At 53.2% G+C, this 21,298-nt stretch carries 22 protein-coding genes; 20 read left to right on the forward strand and 2 right to left on the reverse strand.

Annotation, left to right across the window (positions count from 1 at the left end; all coding sequences use genetic code 11):
* Positions 1 to 52 precede the first annotated feature (52 nt).
* The 17 genes from ACTQ1N_RS06240 (at position 53) to ACTQ1N_RS06320 (ending at position 16,711) form a co-directional block, all read left to right on the forward strand.
* Positions 53 to 1,012 carry a DNA-directed RNA polymerase subunit alpha gene (locus ACTQ1N_RS06240; RefSeq protein ID WP_154521399.1) on the forward strand — a complete coding sequence of 320 codons (960 nt, stop codon included), beginning with the start codon at positions 53 to 55 and terminating at the stop codon, positions 1,010 to 1,012.
* A gap of 124 nt (positions 1,013 to 1,136) precedes the next feature.
* On the forward strand, positions 1,137 to 1,673 hold the full coding sequence (locus tag ACTQ1N_RS06245; protein ID WP_441955668.1) for a bL17 family ribosomal protein: 537 nt from the start codon (positions 1,137 to 1,139) through the stop codon (positions 1,671 to 1,673).
* Between the two features lie 121 nt (positions 1,674 to 1,794).
* Positions 1,795 to 2,745: a GNAT family N-acetyltransferase gene (locus ACTQ1N_RS06250; RefSeq protein WP_441955670.1), complete on the forward strand. Its 951-nt coding sequence runs from the start codon at positions 1,795 to 1,797 to the stop codon at positions 2,743 to 2,745.
* 58 nt (positions 2,746 to 2,803) lie between these two features.
* Positions 2,804 to 3,328, forward strand: a complete 525-nt coding sequence (locus ACTQ1N_RS06255) for a peptidylprolyl isomerase (protein WP_441955672.1) — start codon at positions 2,804 to 2,806, stop codon at positions 3,326 to 3,328.
* 317 nt (positions 3,329 to 3,645) lie between these two features.
* A complete protein-coding gene (locus tag ACTQ1N_RS06260; RefSeq protein WP_441955674.1) occupies positions 3,646 to 5,070 on the forward strand; it encodes an ABC transporter substrate-binding protein in 1,425 nt (474 codons plus the stop codon).
* A 159-nt stretch (positions 5,071 to 5,229) separates the two neighbouring features.
* Positions 5,230 to 6,084 (forward strand): carbohydrate ABC transporter permease, encoded by an 855-nt coding sequence (locus ACTQ1N_RS06265; RefSeq protein WP_441955676.1) that lies wholly within the window; start codon positions 5,230 to 5,232, stop codon positions 6,082 to 6,084.
* 2 nt (positions 6,085 to 6,086) lie between these two features.
* Positions 6,087 to 7,013 carry a carbohydrate ABC transporter permease gene (locus ACTQ1N_RS06270; protein WP_441955678.1) on the forward strand — a complete coding sequence of 309 codons (927 nt, stop codon included), beginning with the start codon at positions 6,087 to 6,089 and terminating at the stop codon, positions 7,011 to 7,013.
* Positions 7,014 to 7,043: 30 nt separating this feature from the next.
* Positions 7,044 to 8,552 carry a 4-alpha-glucanotransferase gene (gene malQ / locus ACTQ1N_RS06275; protein ID WP_441955680.1) on the forward strand — a complete coding sequence of 503 codons (1,509 nt, stop codon included), beginning with the start codon at positions 7,044 to 7,046 and terminating at the stop codon, positions 8,550 to 8,552.
* A gap of 324 nt (positions 8,553 to 8,876) precedes the next feature.
* Positions 8,877 to 9,911: a LacI family DNA-binding transcriptional regulator gene (locus tag ACTQ1N_RS06280; RefSeq protein WP_441955682.1), complete on the forward strand. Its 1,035-nt coding sequence runs from the start codon at positions 8,877 to 8,879 to the stop codon at positions 9,909 to 9,911.
* Positions 9,908 to 10,801 (forward strand): energy-coupling factor transporter ATPase, encoded by an 894-nt coding sequence (locus ACTQ1N_RS06285; RefSeq protein ID WP_441955684.1) that lies wholly within the window; start codon positions 9,908 to 9,910, stop codon positions 10,799 to 10,801. The genes ACTQ1N_RS06280 and ACTQ1N_RS06285 overlap by 4 nt, the downstream gene beginning before the upstream one ends.
* Entirely contained in the window at positions 10,776 to 11,639 is an 864-nt protein-coding gene (locus ACTQ1N_RS06290) for an energy-coupling factor transporter ATPase (protein WP_441955686.1), read from the forward strand. Before ACTQ1N_RS06285 ends, ACTQ1N_RS06290 begins: the two co-directional genes overlap by 26 nt.
* Positions 11,633 to 12,439, forward strand: coding sequence for an energy-coupling factor transporter transmembrane component T family protein (locus ACTQ1N_RS06295; protein WP_441955688.1), 807 nt, complete (start codon positions 11,633 to 11,635; stop codon positions 12,437 to 12,439). Before ACTQ1N_RS06290 ends, ACTQ1N_RS06295 begins: the two co-directional genes overlap by 7 nt.
* Positions 12,436 to 13,191, forward strand: coding sequence for a tRNA pseudouridine(38-40) synthase TruA (gene truA / locus ACTQ1N_RS06300; protein ID WP_441955690.1), 756 nt, complete (start codon positions 12,436 to 12,438; stop codon positions 13,189 to 13,191). Before ACTQ1N_RS06295 ends, truA begins: the two co-directional genes overlap by 4 nt.
* Positions 13,192 to 13,374: 183 nt before the next feature.
* Positions 13,375 to 13,803: a 50S ribosomal protein L13 gene (gene rplM / locus ACTQ1N_RS06305; RefSeq protein WP_154521365.1), complete on the forward strand. Its 429-nt coding sequence runs from the start codon at positions 13,375 to 13,377 to the stop codon at positions 13,801 to 13,803.
* Between the two features lie 17 nt (positions 13,804 to 13,820).
* The gene (gene rpsI / locus ACTQ1N_RS06310) at positions 13,821 to 14,213 is read left to right on the forward strand and encodes a 30S ribosomal protein S9 (RefSeq protein WP_154521362.1); all 393 of its coding nucleotides are present in this window, start codon (positions 13,821 to 13,823) and stop codon (positions 14,211 to 14,213) included.
* 132 nt (positions 14,214 to 14,345) lie between these two features.
* On the forward strand, positions 14,346 to 15,008 hold the full coding sequence (locus ACTQ1N_RS06315; protein ID WP_441955693.1) for an esterase: 663 nt from the start codon (positions 14,346 to 14,348) through the stop codon (positions 15,006 to 15,008).
* Entirely contained in the window at positions 15,005 to 16,711 is a 1,707-nt protein-coding gene (locus ACTQ1N_RS06320; RefSeq protein WP_441955695.1) for an ABC-ATPase domain-containing protein, read from the forward strand. The genes ACTQ1N_RS06315 and ACTQ1N_RS06320 overlap by 4 nt, the downstream gene beginning before the upstream one ends.
* A 12-nt stretch (positions 16,712 to 16,723) precedes the next feature.
* Here ACTQ1N_RS06320 and ACTQ1N_RS06325 read toward each other — a convergent pair whose 3' ends face one another.
* A complete protein-coding gene (locus tag ACTQ1N_RS06325) occupies positions 16,724 to 17,398 on the reverse strand; it encodes a Crp/Fnr family transcriptional regulator (RefSeq protein WP_441955697.1) in 675 nt (224 codons plus the stop codon).
* A 271-nt stretch (positions 17,399 to 17,669) separates the two neighbouring features.
* On the opposite strand from ACTQ1N_RS06325, the gene ACTQ1N_RS06330 reads away from it, so the two are divergent.
* The 3 genes from ACTQ1N_RS06330 to ACTQ1N_RS06340 all read left to right on the forward strand — a co-directional run bounded on the left by ACTQ1N_RS06330 (position 17,670) and on the right by ACTQ1N_RS06340 (position 20,349).
* Positions 17,670 to 18,320, forward strand: a complete 651-nt coding sequence (locus tag ACTQ1N_RS06330) for a cupin domain-containing protein (RefSeq protein ID WP_441955699.1) — start codon at positions 17,670 to 17,672, stop codon at positions 18,318 to 18,320.
* Between the two features lie 125 nt (positions 18,321 to 18,445).
* A complete protein-coding gene (locus ACTQ1N_RS06335) occupies positions 18,446 to 18,631 on the forward strand; it encodes a ferredoxin (RefSeq protein ID WP_441955701.1) in 186 nt (61 codons plus the stop codon).
* A gap of 353 nt (positions 18,632 to 18,984) precedes the next feature.
* Positions 18,985 to 20,349, forward strand: coding sequence for an MATE family efflux transporter (locus ACTQ1N_RS06340; RefSeq protein ID WP_441955703.1), 1,365 nt, complete (start codon positions 18,985 to 18,987; stop codon positions 20,347 to 20,349).
* Between the two features lie 20 nt (positions 20,350 to 20,369).
* Here the strand turns inward: ACTQ1N_RS06340 and ACTQ1N_RS06345 are convergent, their stop codons facing one another.
* Complete coding sequence (locus ACTQ1N_RS06345) at positions 20,370 to 21,071, reverse strand: Crp/Fnr family transcriptional regulator (protein ID WP_441955705.1); 702 nt, start codon at positions 21,069 to 21,071, stop codon at positions 20,370 to 20,372.
* Between the last annotated feature and the right edge of the window lie 227 nt (positions 21,072 to 21,298).

A 21,298-nucleotide genomic window follows, 5' to 3' on the forward strand; every position in this document is an offset into this window, starting at 1 on the left:
CGGGGATACGCAAAAGTCAACAAGGCACACACCCATATAAGGAGGGACTGAGTTGCTCGATTTCATCGTTCCTAAAATTACAGTTGCAGAGATTTCCGACGACAAAAAGCATGGCCGCTTTGTTGTGGAGCCGCTGGAGCGCGGCTACGGCATCACGCTCGGCAATTCTCTTCGAAGGATCATGCTCTCCTCTCTTCCGGGAAGTGCTGTGAGCCAGGTCAAGATCGAGGGAGTGCTCCATGAGTTCAGCTGCATTCCGGGCGTCAAGGAGGATGTGACAGAGATCATCCTCAACCTCAAGAGCCTTGCGATCAGAAATCACAATACATCCGATGAGCCAAAGACAGCTTATATCGACTGCTCAAAGGAAGGAGTTGTGACTGGCGCGGATATCGAGGCTGATCAGGATATCGAGATCGTCAATCCGGATCAGGTGATCGCGCATCTGAACGGCGGATCTGACTGCAAACTGAACATGGAACTCACGATTACAAACGGAAGAGGCTATGTCAGCGCGGAGAAGAGCAAAAAAGACGATATGCCGATCGGTGTTATCGCCGTCGACTCAATCTATACGCCGGTTGAGCGCGTCAATATGACGGTTGAGAATACCCGTGTCAAGCAGAATACGGACTACGACAAGCTGACACTTGATGTCTGGACGAATGGAACACTTGCACCGGACAAGGCGGTCAGCATGGCAGCACAGGTTCTGAGCGACCACCTGAAGATGTTCATTGATCTCTCAGATGCGCCGGTGCAGCCTGTCCTTACAGACACAAAGCAGGAGACAGACGGCGGACAGCTGGATATGACGATTGATGAGCTTGAGCTTTCTGTTCGTTCATACAACTGCCTGAAGAGAGCCGGAATCAATACCGTCGGTGAGCTTTGCAACAAGACACCGGATGATATGATGAAGGTTCGCAATCTGGGCAGAAAGTCTCTTGAGGAAGTCCTTGCCAAGCTGAAGGATATGGGACTTTCACTGCGCAGCAGTGAGGAAGTATAACAAAAGAGATTCAAAGATTCACATAAGAAACCCCGGGAACCGAAAGGGACCCTGAGATTTACATGCAGGCGGTAAGACCGAAGGATGCGCGCCTGCATGTCAGGAGTTTGGAGGATTTAAAAACATGTCAGGATACAGAAAACTCGGCAGAACATCTTCTCAGAGAAAGGCTCTGCTTCGCAGCCAGGTTACCCAGCTTCTCTATCATGGAAGAATCATCACCACCGAGTCCAAGGCTAAGGAAGTCATGAAGATTGCTGACGGTCTGATTGCGCTCGCAGTCAAGGAGAAGGATGACTTCCAGACTGTGACCGTGACCGCAAAGGTTCCGCGCAAGGATGCAGAAGGAAAGAGAGTCAAGGAGGTTGTCGACGGAAAGAAGAGAACCGTCTACGACGAGGTCCAGAAGGAGATCAAGAAGGACAATCCGGCAAGACTCCATGCAAGACGCCAGATGCTGAAGGTGCTCTATCCGGTCACAGAAGTACCGAAGGAAGCTGCCGGAAGAAAGAGAAATACAAAGAGCATCGATCTGCCGAAAAAGCTTTTTGAGGAGATCGCTCCTAAGTATGCTGGCCGGAACGGTGGCTATACCCGCATCATCAAGATCGGAGAGCGCCGCGGTGATGGAGCGATGGAGGTCGTTCTGGAGCTTGTCTAATGCTTTCTGGCGGCAGATATTGCGCCATACAGATTCAACTGGAATGAAGAGGCCTGGCCTGCAGCTGCAGGCCGGGCCTCTTTTTTGAAGGTATTGGTGAGGGCGGCGAGCCGGAAGGCCTATGGAAGAACTTCACATGATTCCGACAGATACAAGGATCCGGGTCCTTTTTCTGCTCGGGGAGGACAGCATGGATGCCCTCTGCGTGCGGGAGGCGGGACGCGTATACCTGAAGGATATCAGCAGCAGGGGTGCCAGTGTGCAGATCGTGCAGCGTCAAAGCTGGAAGCAGACGTATTCTGACGCGGACCTTGTTGTTACGGATGATCCAAACCTGTCGGGGACGCTTGCTGGCAACGGATTTTTCGTTGCGGGATATCAGCCGGATGAAGACGGCGGCTTTTTCAATGGCGCTTCTTATGTTCTGCAGTCTTTCGAGAATGTGGATGCAGATGATCTATTGAATGCATACAGACGGTGGAGGGGAATCCCTGTCTGTATCGGGAAGACAAAGCGTCTCTTCATACGGGAAAGTACCAGGGAGGATTATCCGGCACTGAGCAGGATTCTCGGCGAGGTCAGGGAGACAGATGCCGGAAGCATCAGTCTGAGGCAGAACATTGAAAAAGACCAGTATCTTGCCTATATCAAGACAGCCTACAGGTTCTGGGGGTTCGGACTCTGGACTGTGGCGGCAAGAAGCAGCGGGGAGATTGTGGGCTGGTGCGGGCTGATCCCGAAAACGGACAGCCTTTCACCGGATGGCAGGATTGAACTGGGATATGTAATCGCAGAAAAATGGCGCGGGCAGGGACTTGGAACGGAAGCCTGCCAGGAAATTCTCCGCTATGCGGCTCAGAAGGCCGGGATCGAGGAAATATGGGCTTTGATCGAACAGCGGAACAGGCCTTCTCTCAGACTCGCGGAAAAGCTTGGTTTCAGAGAGAGGATGGTCATTCCTGCGTCCGTGTGCGGGATCGACGCCCCGTATGCGGACGCTCGATTGTCTGTACAGAAAGTTGTTGTCAAAGCTGATCAGCACAGCAGGAAGGCAATTCAGGAAAGCTTGTGAGTGGCAGATGATACTTTTGACACTCATATCACATGATGACAGAAGAAAGGAGCAAAACATGGCACAGAATCCAGTCGTAACCATCACAATGGAACATGGCGGCGTCATGAAGGCAGAGCTTTATCCGGATATGGCACCGAACACCGTCAACAATTTTATCTCACTCGTAAAGAAGGGGTTCTATGACGGGCTTATCTTCCACCGTGTCATCGCCGGCTTCATGATTCAGGGCGGAGATCCGGAGGGAACCGGGATGGGCGGCCCCGGCTATTCGATCAAGGGAGAGTTCCGACGCAATCATTTTCCGCAGAATACCCTGAGGCATACGCCGGGTGTCCTGTCGATGGCAAGATCGATGAGCCCGAATTCCGCAGGGTCGCAGTTCTTTATCATGCATGGAGATGCCCCGCATCTCGATGGGGAGTACGCCGCGTTCGGAAAGGTGACGGAGGGAATGGAAGTTGTGGATCAGATCGCACAGTCTGAGACCGATTATTCAGATCGTCCGATGGAGGAGCAGAAGATTCAGTCCATGACAGTTGATACCTTCGGTGTAGATTATCCGGAGCCGGTGAAGTGCTGAACACTGCAAAGTCCTGCACCATCATGAATTCGTGCATTTGGGCAGGGTTACGGAAAACAGGGGTGTGCAATCTCCGAGAAGCCGGCGTCAGGAAAAATCAGATAAGCATAATGCACAAATAGCAAGTATATAAATTGTTAAAAAGAAACAAATCAACGACACAGGGCCAAAATGGTGTTGAAACCATTCTGGCCCTGTGCTATTATTCAGTCATCACCGGAAACGATACCGACAACGTTGCCGACAACGATTCCGGTAAGGCTTCCGATAAGACAGAAGCAACCCAAAATCATGTATGTCAAAGGAGAGGACGAGACATGAAAAAGAAAGCCGTAAGTATTCTTATGACTGCTGCAATGGCAGCAAGCATGCTTGCCACAACTGCAATGGCAGGCGAGACAGAAGCTTCCACCGAAGCTTTTGATCCGGGTACAGGCAAGGTTTACCTGCTGAACTTCAAGCCGGAGACCGACGAAGCATGGCAGACGCTTGCATCCGATTACAGCAGCCAGTATGGCGTCGATGTCACGGTTCTGACCGCAGCTGACGGGCAGTACAACACGACCCTGACATCCGAGATGGCAAAGAGCGATGCTCCGACCATCTTTACAGTCGGCAATGCAACAGCAGCTCAGACCTGGAATGACTACACCTACGATCTGAAGGATACTCCTCTTTACAGCCATCTGACCGACAAGTCACTGACCGTCAACTACGATGGCAAGGTAGCAGCAATTGCAAACTGCTTCGAGTCCTATGGCATCATCTACAACAAGACGATCCTGAATGACTACTTCCAGATGGACAATGCAAAGGCGAAGTCCATGGATGACATCAATTCTTTCGACACCCTGAAGGCTGTTGCAGATGATATCCAGTCCAGAGTCGACGAGATCAACGACAAGTTCGGAACCAGCCTGACTGAGGCATTCGCTTCTGCCGGCCTGGATGATTCTTCCTCCTGGAGATTCTCCGGACACCTTGCAAACCTTCCGCTGTACTATGAGTTCAAGGACGACGGTGTCGATCTGACAGCCGGCGAGCCGACCATCAAGGGAACCTACCTTGACAACTTCAAGAATGTCTGGGATATGTACGTATCTGATTCCGCAGCAGATCCGAAGACGCTGAACTCCGGTTCCTACAATGCAGAGCAGGAATTCGGCATGGGTGAGGCTGTGTTCTATCAGAACGGTGACTGGGAGTTCTCAGCGCTGACCAATCCGGACAACGGATATGAAGTCAAGGCCGAGGATCTCGGAATGATGCCGATCTACTTTGGTGTCGATGATGCGAATGAAGGACTCTGCTCCGGAACCGAGAACTTCTGGGCAATCAATGCAAAGGCTCCGCAGGAAGATATCGATTCTTCTCTTGCATTCCTCAACTGGGTGATCACCTCTGACGAGGGCCGCAAGGCAATGGTCGATGACATGGGACTTACCTGCCCGTTTGATACCTTCACAGGCGATTATGCTTCCAAGAACGCATTCGGCGTCGAGGCAACAGCTCTTCAGTCTGCAGGAAAGACCTCTGTTGCATGGTCCTTCAACGCAACACCGAATGTCGATGACTGGCGCAAGGATGTTGTCAACGCTCTGACCGATTACACCTCCAACGGCGGAAGCTGGGATGCAGTCAAGACCGCATTCGTCGATGGATGGGCACATCAGTGGACACTGGCTCATGAGGGAGAGGCATCAACTGAGGCAGCTACCGAGGCAGCTACTGAGGCTGAGTAAAGATCGGATGTCCGGAAAAGGACAGACAATCTCCTTGATGAAGAGAATGTGAATCACCGGGGATGAGTTGCAGATACAGAACTCATCCCCTTTTTCTCACGAATCGGCTGGTGCCTGATGAGGGGACCGGATCTGAGCCATGGCGAGGGAGAAATTTTTATGCAAAAGTCAATCAAGAAATATTTTCCATTATTCATGCTGCCGACAGCGATTGCATTCCTGATCGGCTTTATTATTCCATTCTTCTATGGAATCTTCCTGTCATTCTGCAAGTTTACGACTGTGACAGACTGGAAATGGGTAGGATTCAAAAACTTTTCCAGAATCTTTGTTGTGAATGGCAAGGTTGATACGACCTTCCTTCATTCCATCTGGTATACGTCACTGTTTACGGTCGTGACGGTTGTGATCATCAATGTCGTTGCATTTGCGATCGCACTGGCTCTGACGAAGGGGATCAGAGGAACAAATTTCTTCCGGACTGCATTCTTCCTTCCAAACCTGATCGGCGGAATTGTCCTGTCCTACATCTGGATGATGATTTTCAACGCTGTCCTTCAGAATTACAGAATGACGATCACCACTTCCCAGTGGAGCGCGTTCTGGAGTCTGGTCATCGTTGTGTGCTGGCAGCAGATCGGATACATGATGGTCATCTACATCGCCGGGATTCAGAACATCTCGCCTGATCTGATCGAGGCAGCCGAGATTGACGGAGCAAACAGCAGACAGCTGCTTCGCTATGTCACCCTTCCGATGCTGGCTCCGACCATCACCATCTGCACCTTCCTGACACTGACGAATGGGTTCAAGCTCTTCGACCAGAACCTGGCACTGACAGGCGGTAATCCAAATCATCTGTCTGAGCTGCTGGCTCTGAACATCTACACAACAATGTACGGTTCGACCGGCTGGCAGGGCGTCGGCCAGGCAAAGGCAGTAATCTTCTTCATCCTGGTCGGTGTGATCTCGCTGATACAGAATAAGATGTCCAGAAGCAAGGAGGTGGCGTGACCATGGCAAAGGCAAAGAAGCTGAACAAGGCAGCGCAGGAGGTTTCAACTGTACGCCGTGCCAGACACGGCGGCCTGCTGACGGTGATCTTCACGATCATATCCCTGATCTGGATCTATCCGCTCGTCGTCGTCACCCTGAACTCCTTCAAGAAGAAGGCGTTTATCTTCAAGAACCCGTTTGGAATCAGCAGGTACTCTCTGTTCAGTGATGGCGCTGAGAAGTGGGAGAAGGGCATCAAGCAGGTGTTCTTCGGCATGAGAAACTATGTGAATGCCTGGAACAAGACCGGGTTCCCGAGAGCGTTCGCGTTCTCATTGTTCATCACCGTATTCTCCGTCATCGCGATCATTCTCTGCACCTCCATGGCAGCATGGTACATCGTTCGTGTGAAGTCGAAGTTCACTTCCCTGTTCTACGTCCTGTGCCTGTTCTCGATGATCGTCCCGTTCCAGATGGTCATGTTCACACTGTCCAAGTTTGCGAACATCCTTCATCTCGGCAATCCGGTCGGTATCATCGTCGTGTACCTGGGATTCGGCGCGGGGCTCGCCGTGTTCATGTTCACCGGCTTTGTCAAGAGCATTTCCCTCGAGATAGAGGAAGCTGCGATGATCGACGGATGCTCCCCGGTGCAGACCTTCTTCAAGGTTGTGCTTCCGATCATGAAGCCGACTGTCATGACCGTCACGATCCTGGAGTCCATGTGGATCTGGAACGACTACCTGCTCCCGGCGCTGGTTTTGAACATCAACAAGTACAAGACCATCCCGATCGCAGTCCAGTATCTGAAGCAGTCCCACGGAAACATTGACTGGGGCGCCATGATGGCGGTACTGGTCATGGCCATCATCCCGATCGTGATCTTCTATGCATTTGCACAGAAGTACATCATTGAGGGTGTTCTGGCCGGAGCCGTCAAGGGCTGATGAAAAACGCATGAAAGGAAATGCACGTACATGAGATATGCAGGAATCCTGCTTCCGATTTCAAGCCTTCCGTCTCCGTACGGAATCGGAACATTTTCAAAGAGTGCCCGTCAGGTTGTTGATCAGCTGGAGGCCTCGGGCCAGCATTACTGGCAGATCCTTCCGCTGGGGCCGACAGGATACGGGGACTCTCCATACCAGTCCTTCTCTGCTTTTGCGGGGAATCCGTACTTTATCGACCTGGACGCTCTGATTGAGGAAGGGCTTCTGAAGAAGAGCGAGGTAGAGACAGTCGATTTCGGGCAGGGGGACGAGACGAAGGTCGACTATTACAAGCTCTATACAAACCGTTTTACGGTTCTGAAGATTGCCTGCGGGAGAAGCCGCTTTGATCAGACAGCGGATTATCAGAAGTTCTTCTCGGAGAACGAGGACTGGCTTCCGGATTATGCGCTGTTTATGGCGATCAAGAATGCAAACGATGGAAAAAGCTTTCAGGAATGGCCGCTTGAGCTGAGAAAGAGAGATCAGGAGACACTCCGGAAGGCAAAGGAGGCATACAGCGGAGAGATCCGTTTCTACTGCTTCCTCCAGTATATGTTTGCAGCCCAGTGGAACAGTCTCAAGAAGTATGCCAACAATCACGGAATTGAGATCATCGGGGACATTCCGATCTATGTGTCACCGGACAGCTCGGATTTCTGGGCGCATCCGGAAATGTTCCAGGTGGATGAGGATGGGAGACCGAAGGCCGTCGCAGGCTGTCCGCCAGATGCATTTTCGGCGGACGGACAGCTCTGGGGCAACCCGCTTTATGACTGGGCTTACCATGAAAAGACAGATTTTTCCTGGTGGAAGAGGAGAATCGATCACTGCCTCAAACTGTATGATGTCGTTCGCGTTGATCATTTCCGCGGGTTCGATGAGTATTATTCCATTCCCTATGGAAGTGTGAACGCAGTGAAGGGAAAGTGGATGCCGGGCCCCGGCATGAAGCTGTTCCGTGCGCTTGCGGAGAACCCGAAGGTGACTTCAAAGTCGATCATTGCGGAGGATCTCGGGTTTTTGACGCCGTCGGTCATCCAGCTGGTAAAGGACTCCGGATTCCCGGGGATGAAGGTCATCGAGTTTGCATTTGACTCGAGGGACTCCGGAAACTATCTGCCGTATAATTATCCGCACAATTCGATCGTCTACACGGGTACGCACGATAACCAGACGCTTTATGCGTGGTACGATGAGCTGTCAGACGACGACAGAAAGCTCGCGGATGATTATCTTGGACTTGCAGATGTACCGAGGAAGGAGAAAACCTGGCAGTTTATCCGGCTTGCAATGGAGAGCGTCTCAGATACCTGCGTGATTCCGATGCAGGACTATTTGAACCTTGACAGCTGGGCGAGGATGAATCATCCTTCCACAACCGGTGGAAACTGGTGCTGGAGATTGAGAAAGGGAGAGTTCTCAGATGAACTGGCCGCGGAGATCAGGAGGCTGACGAAGATTTCCGGCAGACTGACACAGAGAGATACGAAGTGACTGATGGATGGCAGGGCAGGTTGAGAAAGCCCTGCCATCTTTTTGTGAAGGCGACGAGCCAGAAGTCATGATGAAAGCTTGCTTGTATATCATGGCTCCTGGCGACCGCTCATCATCGAGTGCGGAGCAGGAGATGAAGGCGACCGCTCATCATCGAGTGCGGAGCAGGAGATCAGGGCGTTCGGGCGTGAGGCCTGATTCTTCTGCGGGATGGCTGCGGGACAGCATCTGTGCCTGCATACGGATCATTGCATCTGTCTGCGGGACTTGCTATAATGCTTGAGTCTGTGGTCTTTGTGACTGAGACGGAAGGAACAATACAACATGGAACAGATCACAATAAAAGAAATAGCAAAGATCTGCGGTGTCGGTGTCAGCACGGTCTCCCGTGCGATTAACAACCATCCGGACATCAATCCGGAGACAAAGAAAAAGATCCTTGATACCATTGCGGAATATCAATATATTCCAAACAACAGTGCCCGGAATCTGAAGCGTTCGGAGTCAAACGCGATCGCTGTCCTGGCAAAAGGAATCAGCAACCCGCTCTTTGGCGCAATGGTACAGATGCTGGAACGCGATATTCTTGGCAAGCAGTATCTGTTTGTCCTGCAGCAGGTTGATGAGGATGAGAATGAGATCGAGGCTGCAATCCGCCTTGAGAAGGAGAAGCGGCTGAAGGGAATCATATTTCTGGGGGGCGCAAGCCACCCGAGGGAAGACCTGCTTCATCAGCTGACAGTTCCGTACGTCATCTGTACGGTCAACGCCGTGCTCGGGGAGAGCCTGGACAATTTCGGGGTTGTCTCCATCGATGACGAAGCCGAGAGCTATCGGATGGTCGATTATCTCTGCCGGATGGGACATCGGCGGATTGCCATTCTGACCTCTCTGGCGCGGGATTCCAGTATCGGGACGCTTCGCCTTGAGGGCTACAAGAGAGCGCTGAGGGACAACGGAATTGAGTATGACGAATCTCTGGTTGTCACAATGGACCCGGATGAACAGACCTATACGATGCAGAACGGCTATCAGCAGACGAGGAGGCTCCTGAACCGGGGAGTGCGTTTTACGGCAGTTTATGCGATTGCGGATGTGATCGCGATCGGGGCCTGCAAGGCGATCTTCGATGCCGGGCTGAAGGTGCCGGACGATATTTCTGTCGCAGGGTTCGACGGCCTGGATCAGGCATTGTATTACCAGCCTTCCCTGACCACAATCGAACAGCCGATCAGGGAGATGACAACGGAAGCAAGCCGGATTCTCTTTGAACTGATCAACGAGAAGACGGGGCGGAGGTATCGCATATTTCCGGCGAAACTGCGAGAGGGACAATCGGTAAGAAGAATATCAGGATGAAGAGTTCAGACAGAAGATCGATCATAGAAGGCCATGATCTGACATATGAGTACCTCCATTATGACGACGACGGCAATGTGGACGCTTCCTACAAGGCGCTGAAGGGTGTCAGCCTCGATGTGAAGGAAGGGCAGTTCATCGCGATTCTGGGACACAACGGTTCCGGAAAATCGACGCTTGCCAGGCAGCTGAATGCGCTGCTCGTCCCATCGGGGGGTACTCTTTTTGTAGACGGACTGGATACCCGGGAGGAGAAGAATGTCGGGTCGATCCGGCAGGCAGCCGGTATGGTCTTTCAGAACCCGGACAACCAGATCATCGCCTCTGTCGTGGAGGAGGACGTTGGCTTCGGACCGGAGAACATGGGTGTTCCGACGAAGGAAATCTGGGAGAGAGTCCGGAAGGCCCTGAAGGCTGTCGGCATGTGGGAATACAGGGAAAGTTCTCCGAACAGACTCTCCGGAGGCCAGAAGCAGCGTGTCGCGATTGCAGGGGTGATTGCGATGAAGCCGAAATGCATCGTGCTGGATGAGCCGACGGCGATGCTGGATCCGGGCGGACGGGCGGAGGTCATCCGGACAGTCCGTGAGCTGAACAGGACAGAAGGGATTACGGTCATTCTGATCACCCATTATATGGAAGAAGTGATTCACGCAGACCGGGTGCTTGTCATGGACGAGGGGGCTGTTGTGATGTCAGGTACACCGAGAGAAGTCTTCTCAAATGTCCGTGCGCTGAAGGAAATCCGTCTGGATGTTCCTTTTGTCACGGAGCTTGCGGACCGGCTGAAGGAGCGGGGTGTTCCGCTGCCGGATGGGATTCTGACGGTGGAGGAGCTGACAGAGGAGCTGGAGAAGGTCAGGCATGGAGATCAGAATCGAGCATCTTAATTACATATACGGCCTTGGAACCTCTTACGAGAAGAAGGCGCTCGATGACGTCAGTCTGACCATCCGGAGCGGGGAATTCATCGGGATCATCGGCCATACAGGCTCAGGAAAATCGACGCTGATTCAGCATCTGAACGGACTGAACCGGGCATCGTCCGGCCAGATTTTTGTCGATGGGAAGAATATTTATGAGGAAGGATACCCGATGCGGCAGCTCCGGTTCCGGGTCGGACTGGTGTTTCAGTACCCGGAATACCAGATCTTTGAGACGACGGTGCTGAAGGATATCTGCTTTGGACCGAAGAATCAGGGGTTCTCGGCCGAAGAGGCAGAAGGGCGCGCAAGGGCGGCCATGCGCATGGTCGGACTTGACGAGCACTATGAGGACAAGTCCCCGTTTGAGCTGTCCGGAGGGCAGAAGCGCAGGGTGGCGATTGCCGGGATCCTGGCGATGAACCCGGAGGTACTGGTGCTGGATGAGCCGACAGCAGGCCTGGACCCGAAGGGGCGCGATGACATCCTTGGGGTGCTGAAACAGCTGCACCGGGAGCACGGCATCACCGTCGTGCTGGTTTCGCACAGCATGGAGGATGTGGCAGACTATGCCAGCCGGATCATCGTTCTCGACAAGGGGAAGGTGCTGTATGACGATATCCCTGCAAGAGTGTTCTCCCATGTGGAGGAGCTGGAATCGATCGGACTTGCGGCACCGCAGGTGACCTATGTCATGCGGGCTCTTCGGGGGAAAGGATGGGACGTCAGCCAGAATGTGACCACGCAGGAGGAAGCGGCGGATGAAATCCTGGCGGTGCTCAGGAAGGCAGGAATGGAATGCTGAAGGATATGACAATCGGCCAGTATTATCCTGGCAATTCCCTGATACACAGGCTGGATCCGCGCGTCAAGCTGCTCGGAACGCTCGTCTTTATTATATCCCTGTTTACATTCGGCTCGATCCGTGCCTATGCACTCGCGACCGTGGCCGTACTGACGGTAGTCGCTGTATCGGGGGTGCCGCTGCGCTACATTCTGAAGGGGCTGAAGCCCATCTTCATTCTGATGCTGATCACGATCCTGTTCAATCTGTTCATGACACCGGGCACTGTTGTGCTTCAGATCTGGAAACTGAAGATGACAAAGGAGGGCATCCGGTTTGCGATCCATATGGCGGTCCGCCTGACGTATCTGATCATCGGTTCCAGCATCCTGACGTTCACCACGACACCGAACAGCCTGACAGACGGTCTGGAGTCCGGACTCGGCTGGATGAACAGGCTTCATGTACCGGTTCATGAGATTGCGATGATGATGAGCATCGCGCTGCGGTTCATCCCGATTCTGATGGATGAGACGGATAAAATCATGAGGGCGCAGGAAGCCAGGGGAGCGGATTTCCAGTCGGGCGGCGTCTTCCACAGGGTGAAGGCGATGGTGCCGCTCCTTGTCCCGCTGTTTGTCTCTGCCTTCCGCCGGGCGAATGACCTCGCGCTTGCAATGGAGGCGAGAGGGTATCACGGAGGGGCCGGAAGGACAAAGATGAAGCCGCTGGTCTATCACAGAAAGGACTGGATCGCATTTCTTGTCATGGCAGGCTATGTTGCCGCGCAGATTCTGCTGAGAGTGTTTGGAACGTTATGAAAAGAGTCAAACTGACGGTCGCCTACGACGGGACCCATTACCATGGCTGGCAGATTCAGCCGGAGGGGGATACGATCGAGGCTGAGCTCGACAAGCATCTGTCCGAGCTGTTGAAAGAGGAGATTCATGTGACAGGCGCAAGCCGGACAGACGCAGGGGTTCATGCCCTGGGGAATGTCGCGGTGTTCAACACACAGGCCAGGATGCCGGTGGACAAGATCGCCATTGCGATGAACACGAGGCTGCCGTCTGATATCCGGATTCAGAAATCCGAGCAGGTGCCGGAAAGCTTCCATCCGCGTTTCTGCAGCGTGCGCAAGACCTACCGCTATCAGATCTGGAACAGACCGGTCCAGAACCCGCTGGTGTCCCGCTACTCTACATTTTATTATTATCCGCTCGATGCGGAGAAAATGAACGAGGCTTCCCATTTTCTTCTGGGGCGGCATGACTTTTCCTCCTTCTGCACGGCAAAGCCGGACAGGCCGAACCATGTGCGCACGATCGAGGATATCTCTGTCCGGCGGGATGGAGATATGATCACGCTGCAGATCACCGGAGACGGCTTTCTCTATAATATGGTGCGCATCATCGCGGGCACGCTCCTGAGAGTCGGCGGCGGTCAGATGAAGCCGGAGGAGATGAAGACCGTTCTCGAGGCGAAGGACAGAAGCCTTGCCGGGGACACGGCGCGGCCGGAGGGCCTGACACTGATGAAAATCGAGTATCTGGACCAGGAACAGAGGGGTTGACAGGGATTGCCCTCATGAATATAATAATTCAGTGCGGCTATGAGCCGCTCATCTCTGAGTGATAAGCGTTTACCGGAAAGAACGCTTTTCCATACCAGGAAGGGCGGATATAACTTCTGCCAGTCCACCGTAAGACGCAGCACTCTCGGCTGCGGATGTAATGCTGATAATGGAGGAAAATCGATGAAAACCTATATGGCGACACCATCTACGATCGAAAGAAAGTGGTATGTAGTCGATGCAAACGGTAAGACGCTTGGACGCCTGGCCAGTGAAGTCGCTTCTGTCCTCAGAGGAAAGAATAAGCCGACCTACACACCGTTCCTTGATACCGGAGATTATGTGATCGTTGTCAACGCTGAGAAGGTGAAGACAACCGGTAAGAAGCTTGATCAGAAGACCTATTTCACGCACTCCAAGTTCGTCGGCGGGGCAAAGTTCACAAGTCTTCGCGAGGCGATTGCGACAAAGCCGGAGAAGGTCATCGAGCACGCAGTATTCGGAATGCTTCCTCATGGATCACTTGGAAGACAGATGCAGAAGAAGCTGTTTGTCTATGCAGGCCCGGATCACAAGCATCAGGCGCAGAATCCTGAGACGCTTACATTCTAAGAGGGAGGGAACGTACTTTGGCTAGCGATAAGTTCTACGGAACCGGAAGAAGAAAGAGCTCTGTTGCCCGCGTTTATCTCGTAGCGGGAACCGGTAAGATCACGATCAACAAGAGAGATATCGATGAGTACTTCGGCCTTGAGACGCTGAAGACCATCGTTCGTCAGCCGCTTGTACTGACCGAGAATGCAGACAAGTTTGATGTTCTGGTCAACGTCAACGGCGGCGGCACAACCGGGCAGGCCGGTGCCATCCGCCACGGCATTTCCCGTGCCCTTCTGGAGGCAGATCCGGAGTACAGAAAGCCGCTGAAGGATGCTGGCTTCCTGACCAGAGATCCTCGTATGAAGGAACGTAAGAAGTACGGTCTGAAGAAGGCCCGCAGAGCGCCTCAGTTCAGCAAGAGATAATGAGGATGCTTTTCATCCCGGAAACGACATGTTTCCGGGATTTTTTAGTATGACCTGCCACTTATTCGGATGCATCCTGTCAAAATCCACCTTGTCAGAATCGCAGACAGATCAGAGGAGAGGAAATTTCCTATGAACGTATTGGAATATGGAAGCCCTGCAGCGGATCTCGTGCTGATTCAGCCGGTCGATGACCATGATCTTGAGGGAATGGATCATGAGATTGAGGCAATCAGGGCTCAGCTTCACCGGGACTTCAGACTGCTCGCATTCAAGGTTGAAGACTGGAACCGGGATCTGTCACCCTGGAAGGCACCTGCTGTATTCGGAGATAAAGCCTTCGGGGATGGAGCACAGGGAACACTCGACGAAATACTGAGTTACTGTACCGACAAAGAAAAGACATACTACATCGGCGGATATTCGCTGGCAGGACTGTTTGCCCTGTGGGCAGCCTGTCGGACCGACCGGTTTGCAGGTGTCGCAGCTGCCTCACCGTCTGTCTGGTTTCCCGGATTTGATACCTTCCTGAAAGAACAGCCCGTCCGGTGCGGGAGCGTCTATCTGAGCCTCGGAGACCGGGAGGAGCGAACCCGGAATCCAGTCATGGCGAAGGTAGGAGACAGGATCCGGGAGACAGCTGCCCTTCTCAAGACGCGCGGTACAGACTGTGTGCTGGAATGGAACAGGGGAAATCATTTTGTGGATGCAGACATTCGAACCGCAAGAGCATTTATCTGGGTAGCAGACAAAGACAGTGCCGCCAGGCAGCGGCGGAATGGAGGCGTTTCATGAAGACAAAAGATGACCTGCTTCGCATGCTGCGGAGCATCGACCACCGGGGGTATCCCGCTTATAAATCTCTTGCGGGAAGCTATGACTTCGGAGTTTATGCACTTCATATTGTCCATGTGCAGGGAGATCCTTTCGCTGCGCCGTCCGATCTGGAGGTTTCCGTAGGGGCGTCGGATGCACGCTGGCCGGCGGAAGCCTGCAGCCGGTACGAGACCCGTGTCGCTCTGCAGGACATGATTCTGAGGCGGTTCAGTGCCGGCCTGAGTCAGGTGTCCGGAAAGGCAGGCGGCTCCGGAAAAAGCGGGAATCTGAGCGCCAGCCGTCCGGGGCAGGAGATCCTGGACAGAAGCGCCTGCCAGCTTGACAAAGAAGGCGGGGTAACGCTTCGGTTTTACGCCGGCTTTCCGGCTGCCGGGCGGACTGTCCTTGCGGGAGAGCTGGAGAAGATGCTGTTTGACTTTCTTCCGGAAGTTGTCAGAAAATCAGCCTGTTCAGATGCCTGGAAAAAGGAAACTGTCCGGGATGTCCTGAACCTGGCGGAAGATCAGGCCTTTCTCAGAAGCGAGCTGGAACGGCGATCCCTGTGTGCCTTCGTCGCAGATGGGGCTATTCTGCCAAGAGAGAGCGGAATCTCCCAGAGGCCGCTGAAGGATGCGCTGCCTTTCCGCTCGCCGGATGAAGACAGAATCACACTTCAGCTTCCGCATCACGGGGCGATCAGCGGGATGGCTGTCAGAAGAGGCATCACCCTGATCATCGGAGGCGGCTATCACGGGAAGTCCACTCTCCTGAAGGCGCTGGAGCTTGGCGTCTATAATCACATCGCCGGGGACGGACGTGAATACGTCGTCACAGATGAGACAGCCGTGAAGATCCGGGCGGAGGACGGACGCTGCGTCAGCGGCGATGACATATCACTGTTCATCAATCATCTTCCGAATCACAAGGATACGACTGCTTTTTTTACAGACAATGCAAGCGGCAGCACCTCCCAGGCAGCCTCTGTGGTGGAGGCGATGGAGTGCGGCGCCAGAACGCTGCTGATGGACGAGGACACCTGTGCGACAAACTTCATGGTGCGGGACGAGCTGATGCAGCGGATTGTCTCCGGATCTGACGAGCCCATCACTCCGTTTTCGGACCGGATGCGCCTGCTCTATGAGAAAGCCGGTATCAGCACCATCCTTGTAGCAGGCAGCTCGGGCGCTTTCTTCAGCCGGGCAGATACCATCATCCAGATGAACCAGTATGAGCCAAAGGATGTGACGGGGAAGGTCCGCGCGATCGTACCGTTCAGAAAACAGGAGAGCGCACCTTCTGTTTCTGTCAGCCCGAAGGAGGACAGACGGTATCCTCGACCCGGCAGTGATTTCCGGGAAGAGCGGGGGCGTGTGAAGCATAAGAATCTTGGCACCGACGGCTTCCTCATCGGACACGGGGAGACGGATCTGCGGCTCGTCGAGCAGCTGGCGGATAGAGAGCAGAGCGAATGCCTCGCAAGGACATTTCTGTGGATGGCGAAGGGCGGAATGAATGGGCGCAGAAGCGTCGCCGCTCTTGCAGACGAATGGGAGCAGACGTTCCATCGGGAAGGATTCGGGATGTACAGGGGAAATGGCCCTGTTTCCGGGAGCATGGCGAAGCCGCGGAAACAAGAGCTGGCGGCAGCCATCAGCCGCTGCAGAGGGCTGATCTGGAGGTAAAAAATCGGGAACTTACATACCAAGGAGTGCTTCCAGGCCGTCCGGACTGAGAATCTCGATCCGGTGCGGCGCGTAATGGATGAGGCCTTCCGATTCCATCCGCCGGAGCTCCCGGTGCAGCGAGGGTCTGGACACGTTCATGAGCATTGCCCACCGGGTCACGGATTCTGGAATCGCGACTGTGAGATTCCCTGTTTTCCGGCTCTGTGTGAGCAGCCAGAAGGCAGCACGCTGTGCAATCCCATTGTAGGAAAACAGTTCGAGCCGCTGCTGCAGCAGGTAGGTGGATGAGGAAATCTCTGCTGTAAAGTTCTGAAGAACGCGGAGATTCTTCTGCATCATCCTCAGCATGTCTTCCCGCTGAAACATCATGATGGTCGAAGGCTGCAGCGCGATGACATCGCAGGGATAAACATGGTCCTCGGAGAACGCTGCAGCCGGTCCAAGCATCTGACCGGGCAGGCGGGAGGTGACGTTGACCTGGCTCCCGTTTGCAAAAGATTTCTGCGCCTGGACGCAGCCTTCCAGAACGATACCGATTCTCGCCGCCTCGTCCATCAGATGAAAGATGGTCTCACCCTTGTCGTAACACTGTACATGGTGCGGCGTTTCCTCCAGGATTGCCCGGACATCAGACGCGCTCAGTCCTTTGAAGAGTGTGCTGTTTTCAAGCAGATGTTCGCTCATAGATATTCTCCTTGCTGCTGTGAACATTCACGGCTCATATTTCTTATTGTCTTTATCGCGATTCATCTTTTCGTAATCGTGTAATCCGTTGAAGCAAATTTTCTCTGGTGTCTTCTGATCAAAAATCCAGTGATCACAAATCCAAAATCCAGTATACACGAAAAATCATAACAAACTGTATCCTGGGATACGGATATAACTGCATCAGCTGTGTATGATCAAAGCTGTCAGGGGAACAGCAAAGAACGGTTCCCCGGAAAGGCGGTGCAGGATGAAAGAGAAAGTCGGAGAGGTATTCTCCATTGCAAAAGACAATGCCCCGGTCAGAGGCTGCACAATCTCCAGCGAGGTTTATGGGGGGAAAAACAGCATTACTTACTTTTCCCTTGCGGAGGGGACGGATATCAGTGCAGAGATTCATCCCTACCGCAAGCTGATCCTGGTCATGTCAGGGAGCGTGGAGGTCTATGGAGAAGGCGCAGAAAGACGGCTTGAGACCGGCGACGGGGTTCTGACGGAGGCAGACAGGGCAGTTGGCATCAGGGCATCGGAGGATGCCGTCTACACGGAGATTTCAGTTCAGAAGGAGGACAGAATGAATACGGTTATCAAGGCAGGAGAGGTGTTCAGGCTTGCGGATCTGGTTCCTTACCAGGACGGAAAGATTGTGAACATGGATGTCGTCCACAATGACAGCATGAAATTTGTCGTGATGTCATTTGACGAAGGAACAGGGCTGGCGGAGCATGCGGCACCGGGAGAGGCGCTGATCTTTGCGCTGGACGGGGAAGGCATCATCGGCTACGAAGGAAAGGAACACGTCATTCACGCCGGGGAAAACTTCCACTTTGCAAAGGGCGGACGCCACTATGTAAAGGCAGGCGGCAGATTCAAGATGGCACTGCTGCTGACGCTGGAGTAAGTCGCCGGATCGTTCAGGAAAAGAGAACAACAGAGGACGATTACGCAGGAAACGGACAGTCGGACTGTTGGCGGAACCGTGATAGACCTGTGATGGTCCATATAAAAGAGAGAGGAGATTCAACAATGAAATACGCTGTAGATGAGAATTGTATCGGATGCGGGCTTTGCAATGCGACATGCCCGGAGGTTTTTTCCATGACAGACGAGGGAACAGCAAAGGCGATTGAGGAGGATGTGCCGGCGTCTGCAGAGGAGACAGCGAAGGAGGCCATGGAGAACTGCCCGGTCGGAGCCATCGGACAGGCCTGAGAACCGCTGAAGGCCGGTTTGGCGCCTTGCGCGCTGAGCAGGCAGACGACTGAACACTGAGGAGATTATAACACCCGATGAGACGTGCAAGGAGTTGAAAAAGCCGGCATGGATGTTGACAGCAGGCTGGAGAGCTGATAGGATAGCACCGTTCATCGGAGGGTGAGTTATTCGTCTGGAAATAACGAGCTGGATAAGATGTCTGGTTGAGATACCGGATTTCTTATCCGGCTTTTTTTTATGAAGGCGACGAGTCAGAAGTCATGATGCAAGCTTGCCTGCATATCATGGCTTCTGGTGACCGCACATCAACGAGTGCGGAGCACGGGATGACGGCGGAAAGGAGACCTGATATGGAAAAGAGAATCGACTTTACAAGCGGCAGAATCGTAGGACCGCTTCTGGAATTTGCAGGCCCCGTTCTTCTGGCTTTGTTTCTGCAGGCGATGTACGGGGCAGTGGATCTTCTGATTGTCGGAAAATTTGCCAGCTCCGCGGATGTATCAGCAGTTTCAACCGGATCCCAGATCATGATGACGATCACCAACATTCTCAGCAGCCTGTGCATGGGGATGACAATTCTGCTGGGGCAGAAGATCGGGGAAAAGCGTGCGGAGGAGGGAGGCCGGATTGTCGGAAGCGGTCTTGTGATGTTTCTGACGGTTGGAATTGTCCTAAGCTTCGCCCTGCCGCTCCTGGCACCGCAGCTTGCCGGCATCATGCATGCCCCGGAGGCAGCCAAAGATCTGACAGCGCAGTATATCCGGATTTGTGGAGGCGGGGCTGTCGTGATCATCGCCTACAACCTGATCGGCGGTATCTTCAGAGGACTGGGAGACTCCAATACGCCGTTTGTGACGGTTCTGATTGCATGCATCTTCAATATCGCAGGAGACCTGACGCTTGTCGCAGGTTTTCACATGGGAACCGCCGGAGCCGCCATCGCGACGGTGGCGGCCCAGCTCATCAGTGTGGTGATTTCGTATATCCTGATATCAAAGAAAACACTCCCATTCGAATTTCGGAGAAAGATGATCCGGTGGGACGGCCGGATCATCCGGCGGATTCTGGTTTTAGGAACCCCCATCGCAGTACAGGATTTTCTGGTCGGCATTTCTTTCCTGGTCATCCTGGCGATCGTCAACTCGATCGGGCTTACAGAGTCCGCAGGAGTCGGTGTGGCTGAAAAGGTCTGCGCGTTCATCATGCTGGTACCGTCTGCGTTCATGCAGTCGATGTCAGCGTTTGTTGCGCAGAACAGAGGCGCCGGAAAGATGGACAGAGCGATGAAGGGGTTCCGTTCGGCAGTCGGAATATCATTCGCCTTTGGTGTCCTGATGTTCTATCTCGCCTTTTTCCACGGTGATCTTCTGTCGGGAATCTTTTCAAAAGACAGACAGGTGATTCTGGCATCGGCGGACTACCTGAAGGCGTACGCAGTGGACTGCCTGCTGACCTGCTTTCTTTTCTGCTTCATCGGTTTCTACAATGGAATGGGAAAGACTTCCTTCGTCATGATGCAGGGCATCCTTGGTGCCTTCGCGGTGCGTGTACCGGTTTCATATCTTATGAGCAGACAGACGCCGGTTTCTCTCTTTCATATCGGGCTGGCAACACCCTGCTCAACCGCCGTGCAGATCACTCTGTGCTTTATCTATCTGTGGTTTCTGCGCAGACCAGGCAGAACGACATCCGATCGAAGCTTTTTTACAAACTAGAAAAGGGATTGCATAACGCATCATGTCAGTGTGTAGGTATCCCCACGGACGAGCAGGACACCGTCCTTTTCCATGGCACGCAGTTCCCGGCACAGGGATGTCCGGTTGACATTCAGGTAGTGTGCCAGCTCGGACTTGTTCATCGGGAGTGTGACGGTGCTGCCCTGGATGGGCAGCCCGCGGGATGCCCCTGCCTTTGAATCCCCTGTCAGCTGAAGTCTCAGAAAAGACAGAAGCTTGTCCCTCAGGGTGTCTCTTGAGAGAATGTCGATTTTCTGCATCAAAGCCAGGTTCTTTCTGGAGAGCAGCTCATACAGGTTGGATACCAGCGTTTCGTGGAAGACACATCGGTTGCTGCAGGTATGGAGCATCTTTGCAAGCGGAAGGCAGAGCACCTGCGAGGGACGGGCGGCAAGAAATGAGACGCTTGTGACCGGAGAATGACGCAGAGCGAAGGATTCACCGAACAGTTCCCCCGGCTGGATATAGGTCAGAAAAGAGCGGTGACCTTCCCGGTCCTCCTTGAGCATAAAGATGCAGCCTGATATGACGACGCACACATGCGCCATCAGTTCATCATCCAGAACCGCATACTCTTTTCTTCTGTATTCACGCACGAAAGCCCCCAGACAGGTGAGCATCGGGCGGATATCATCTCGATCGATCTGATCAAAAAGCGGCAGCTCCATCAGCTCCCGGTCCTGAATTTCAGCTAATTCCATAAATTTCGAATCCTTTTTTCGTGCGTTTTTATTCTGATGAGTGTTCCATATGCAACACTTTTCATCATGACACAATTTAGAATGAAAGTAAATGTATCTTTACAGGTGTTTGTTAATCTAAAAATGAAATTTTAAATTCCACCATTAATACCAGAGGTAGACGTTAGTCTTGCACAGGTTGCGTTTACTCTTTCATACAATAGTACTATGATTGCCCTGTCCTTCTG

It is taken from the genome of Porcincola sp. LCP21S3_C12 (assembly GCF_052118625.1).
Lineage (GTDB): Bacteria > Bacillota > Clostridia > Lachnospirales > Lachnospiraceae > Porcincola.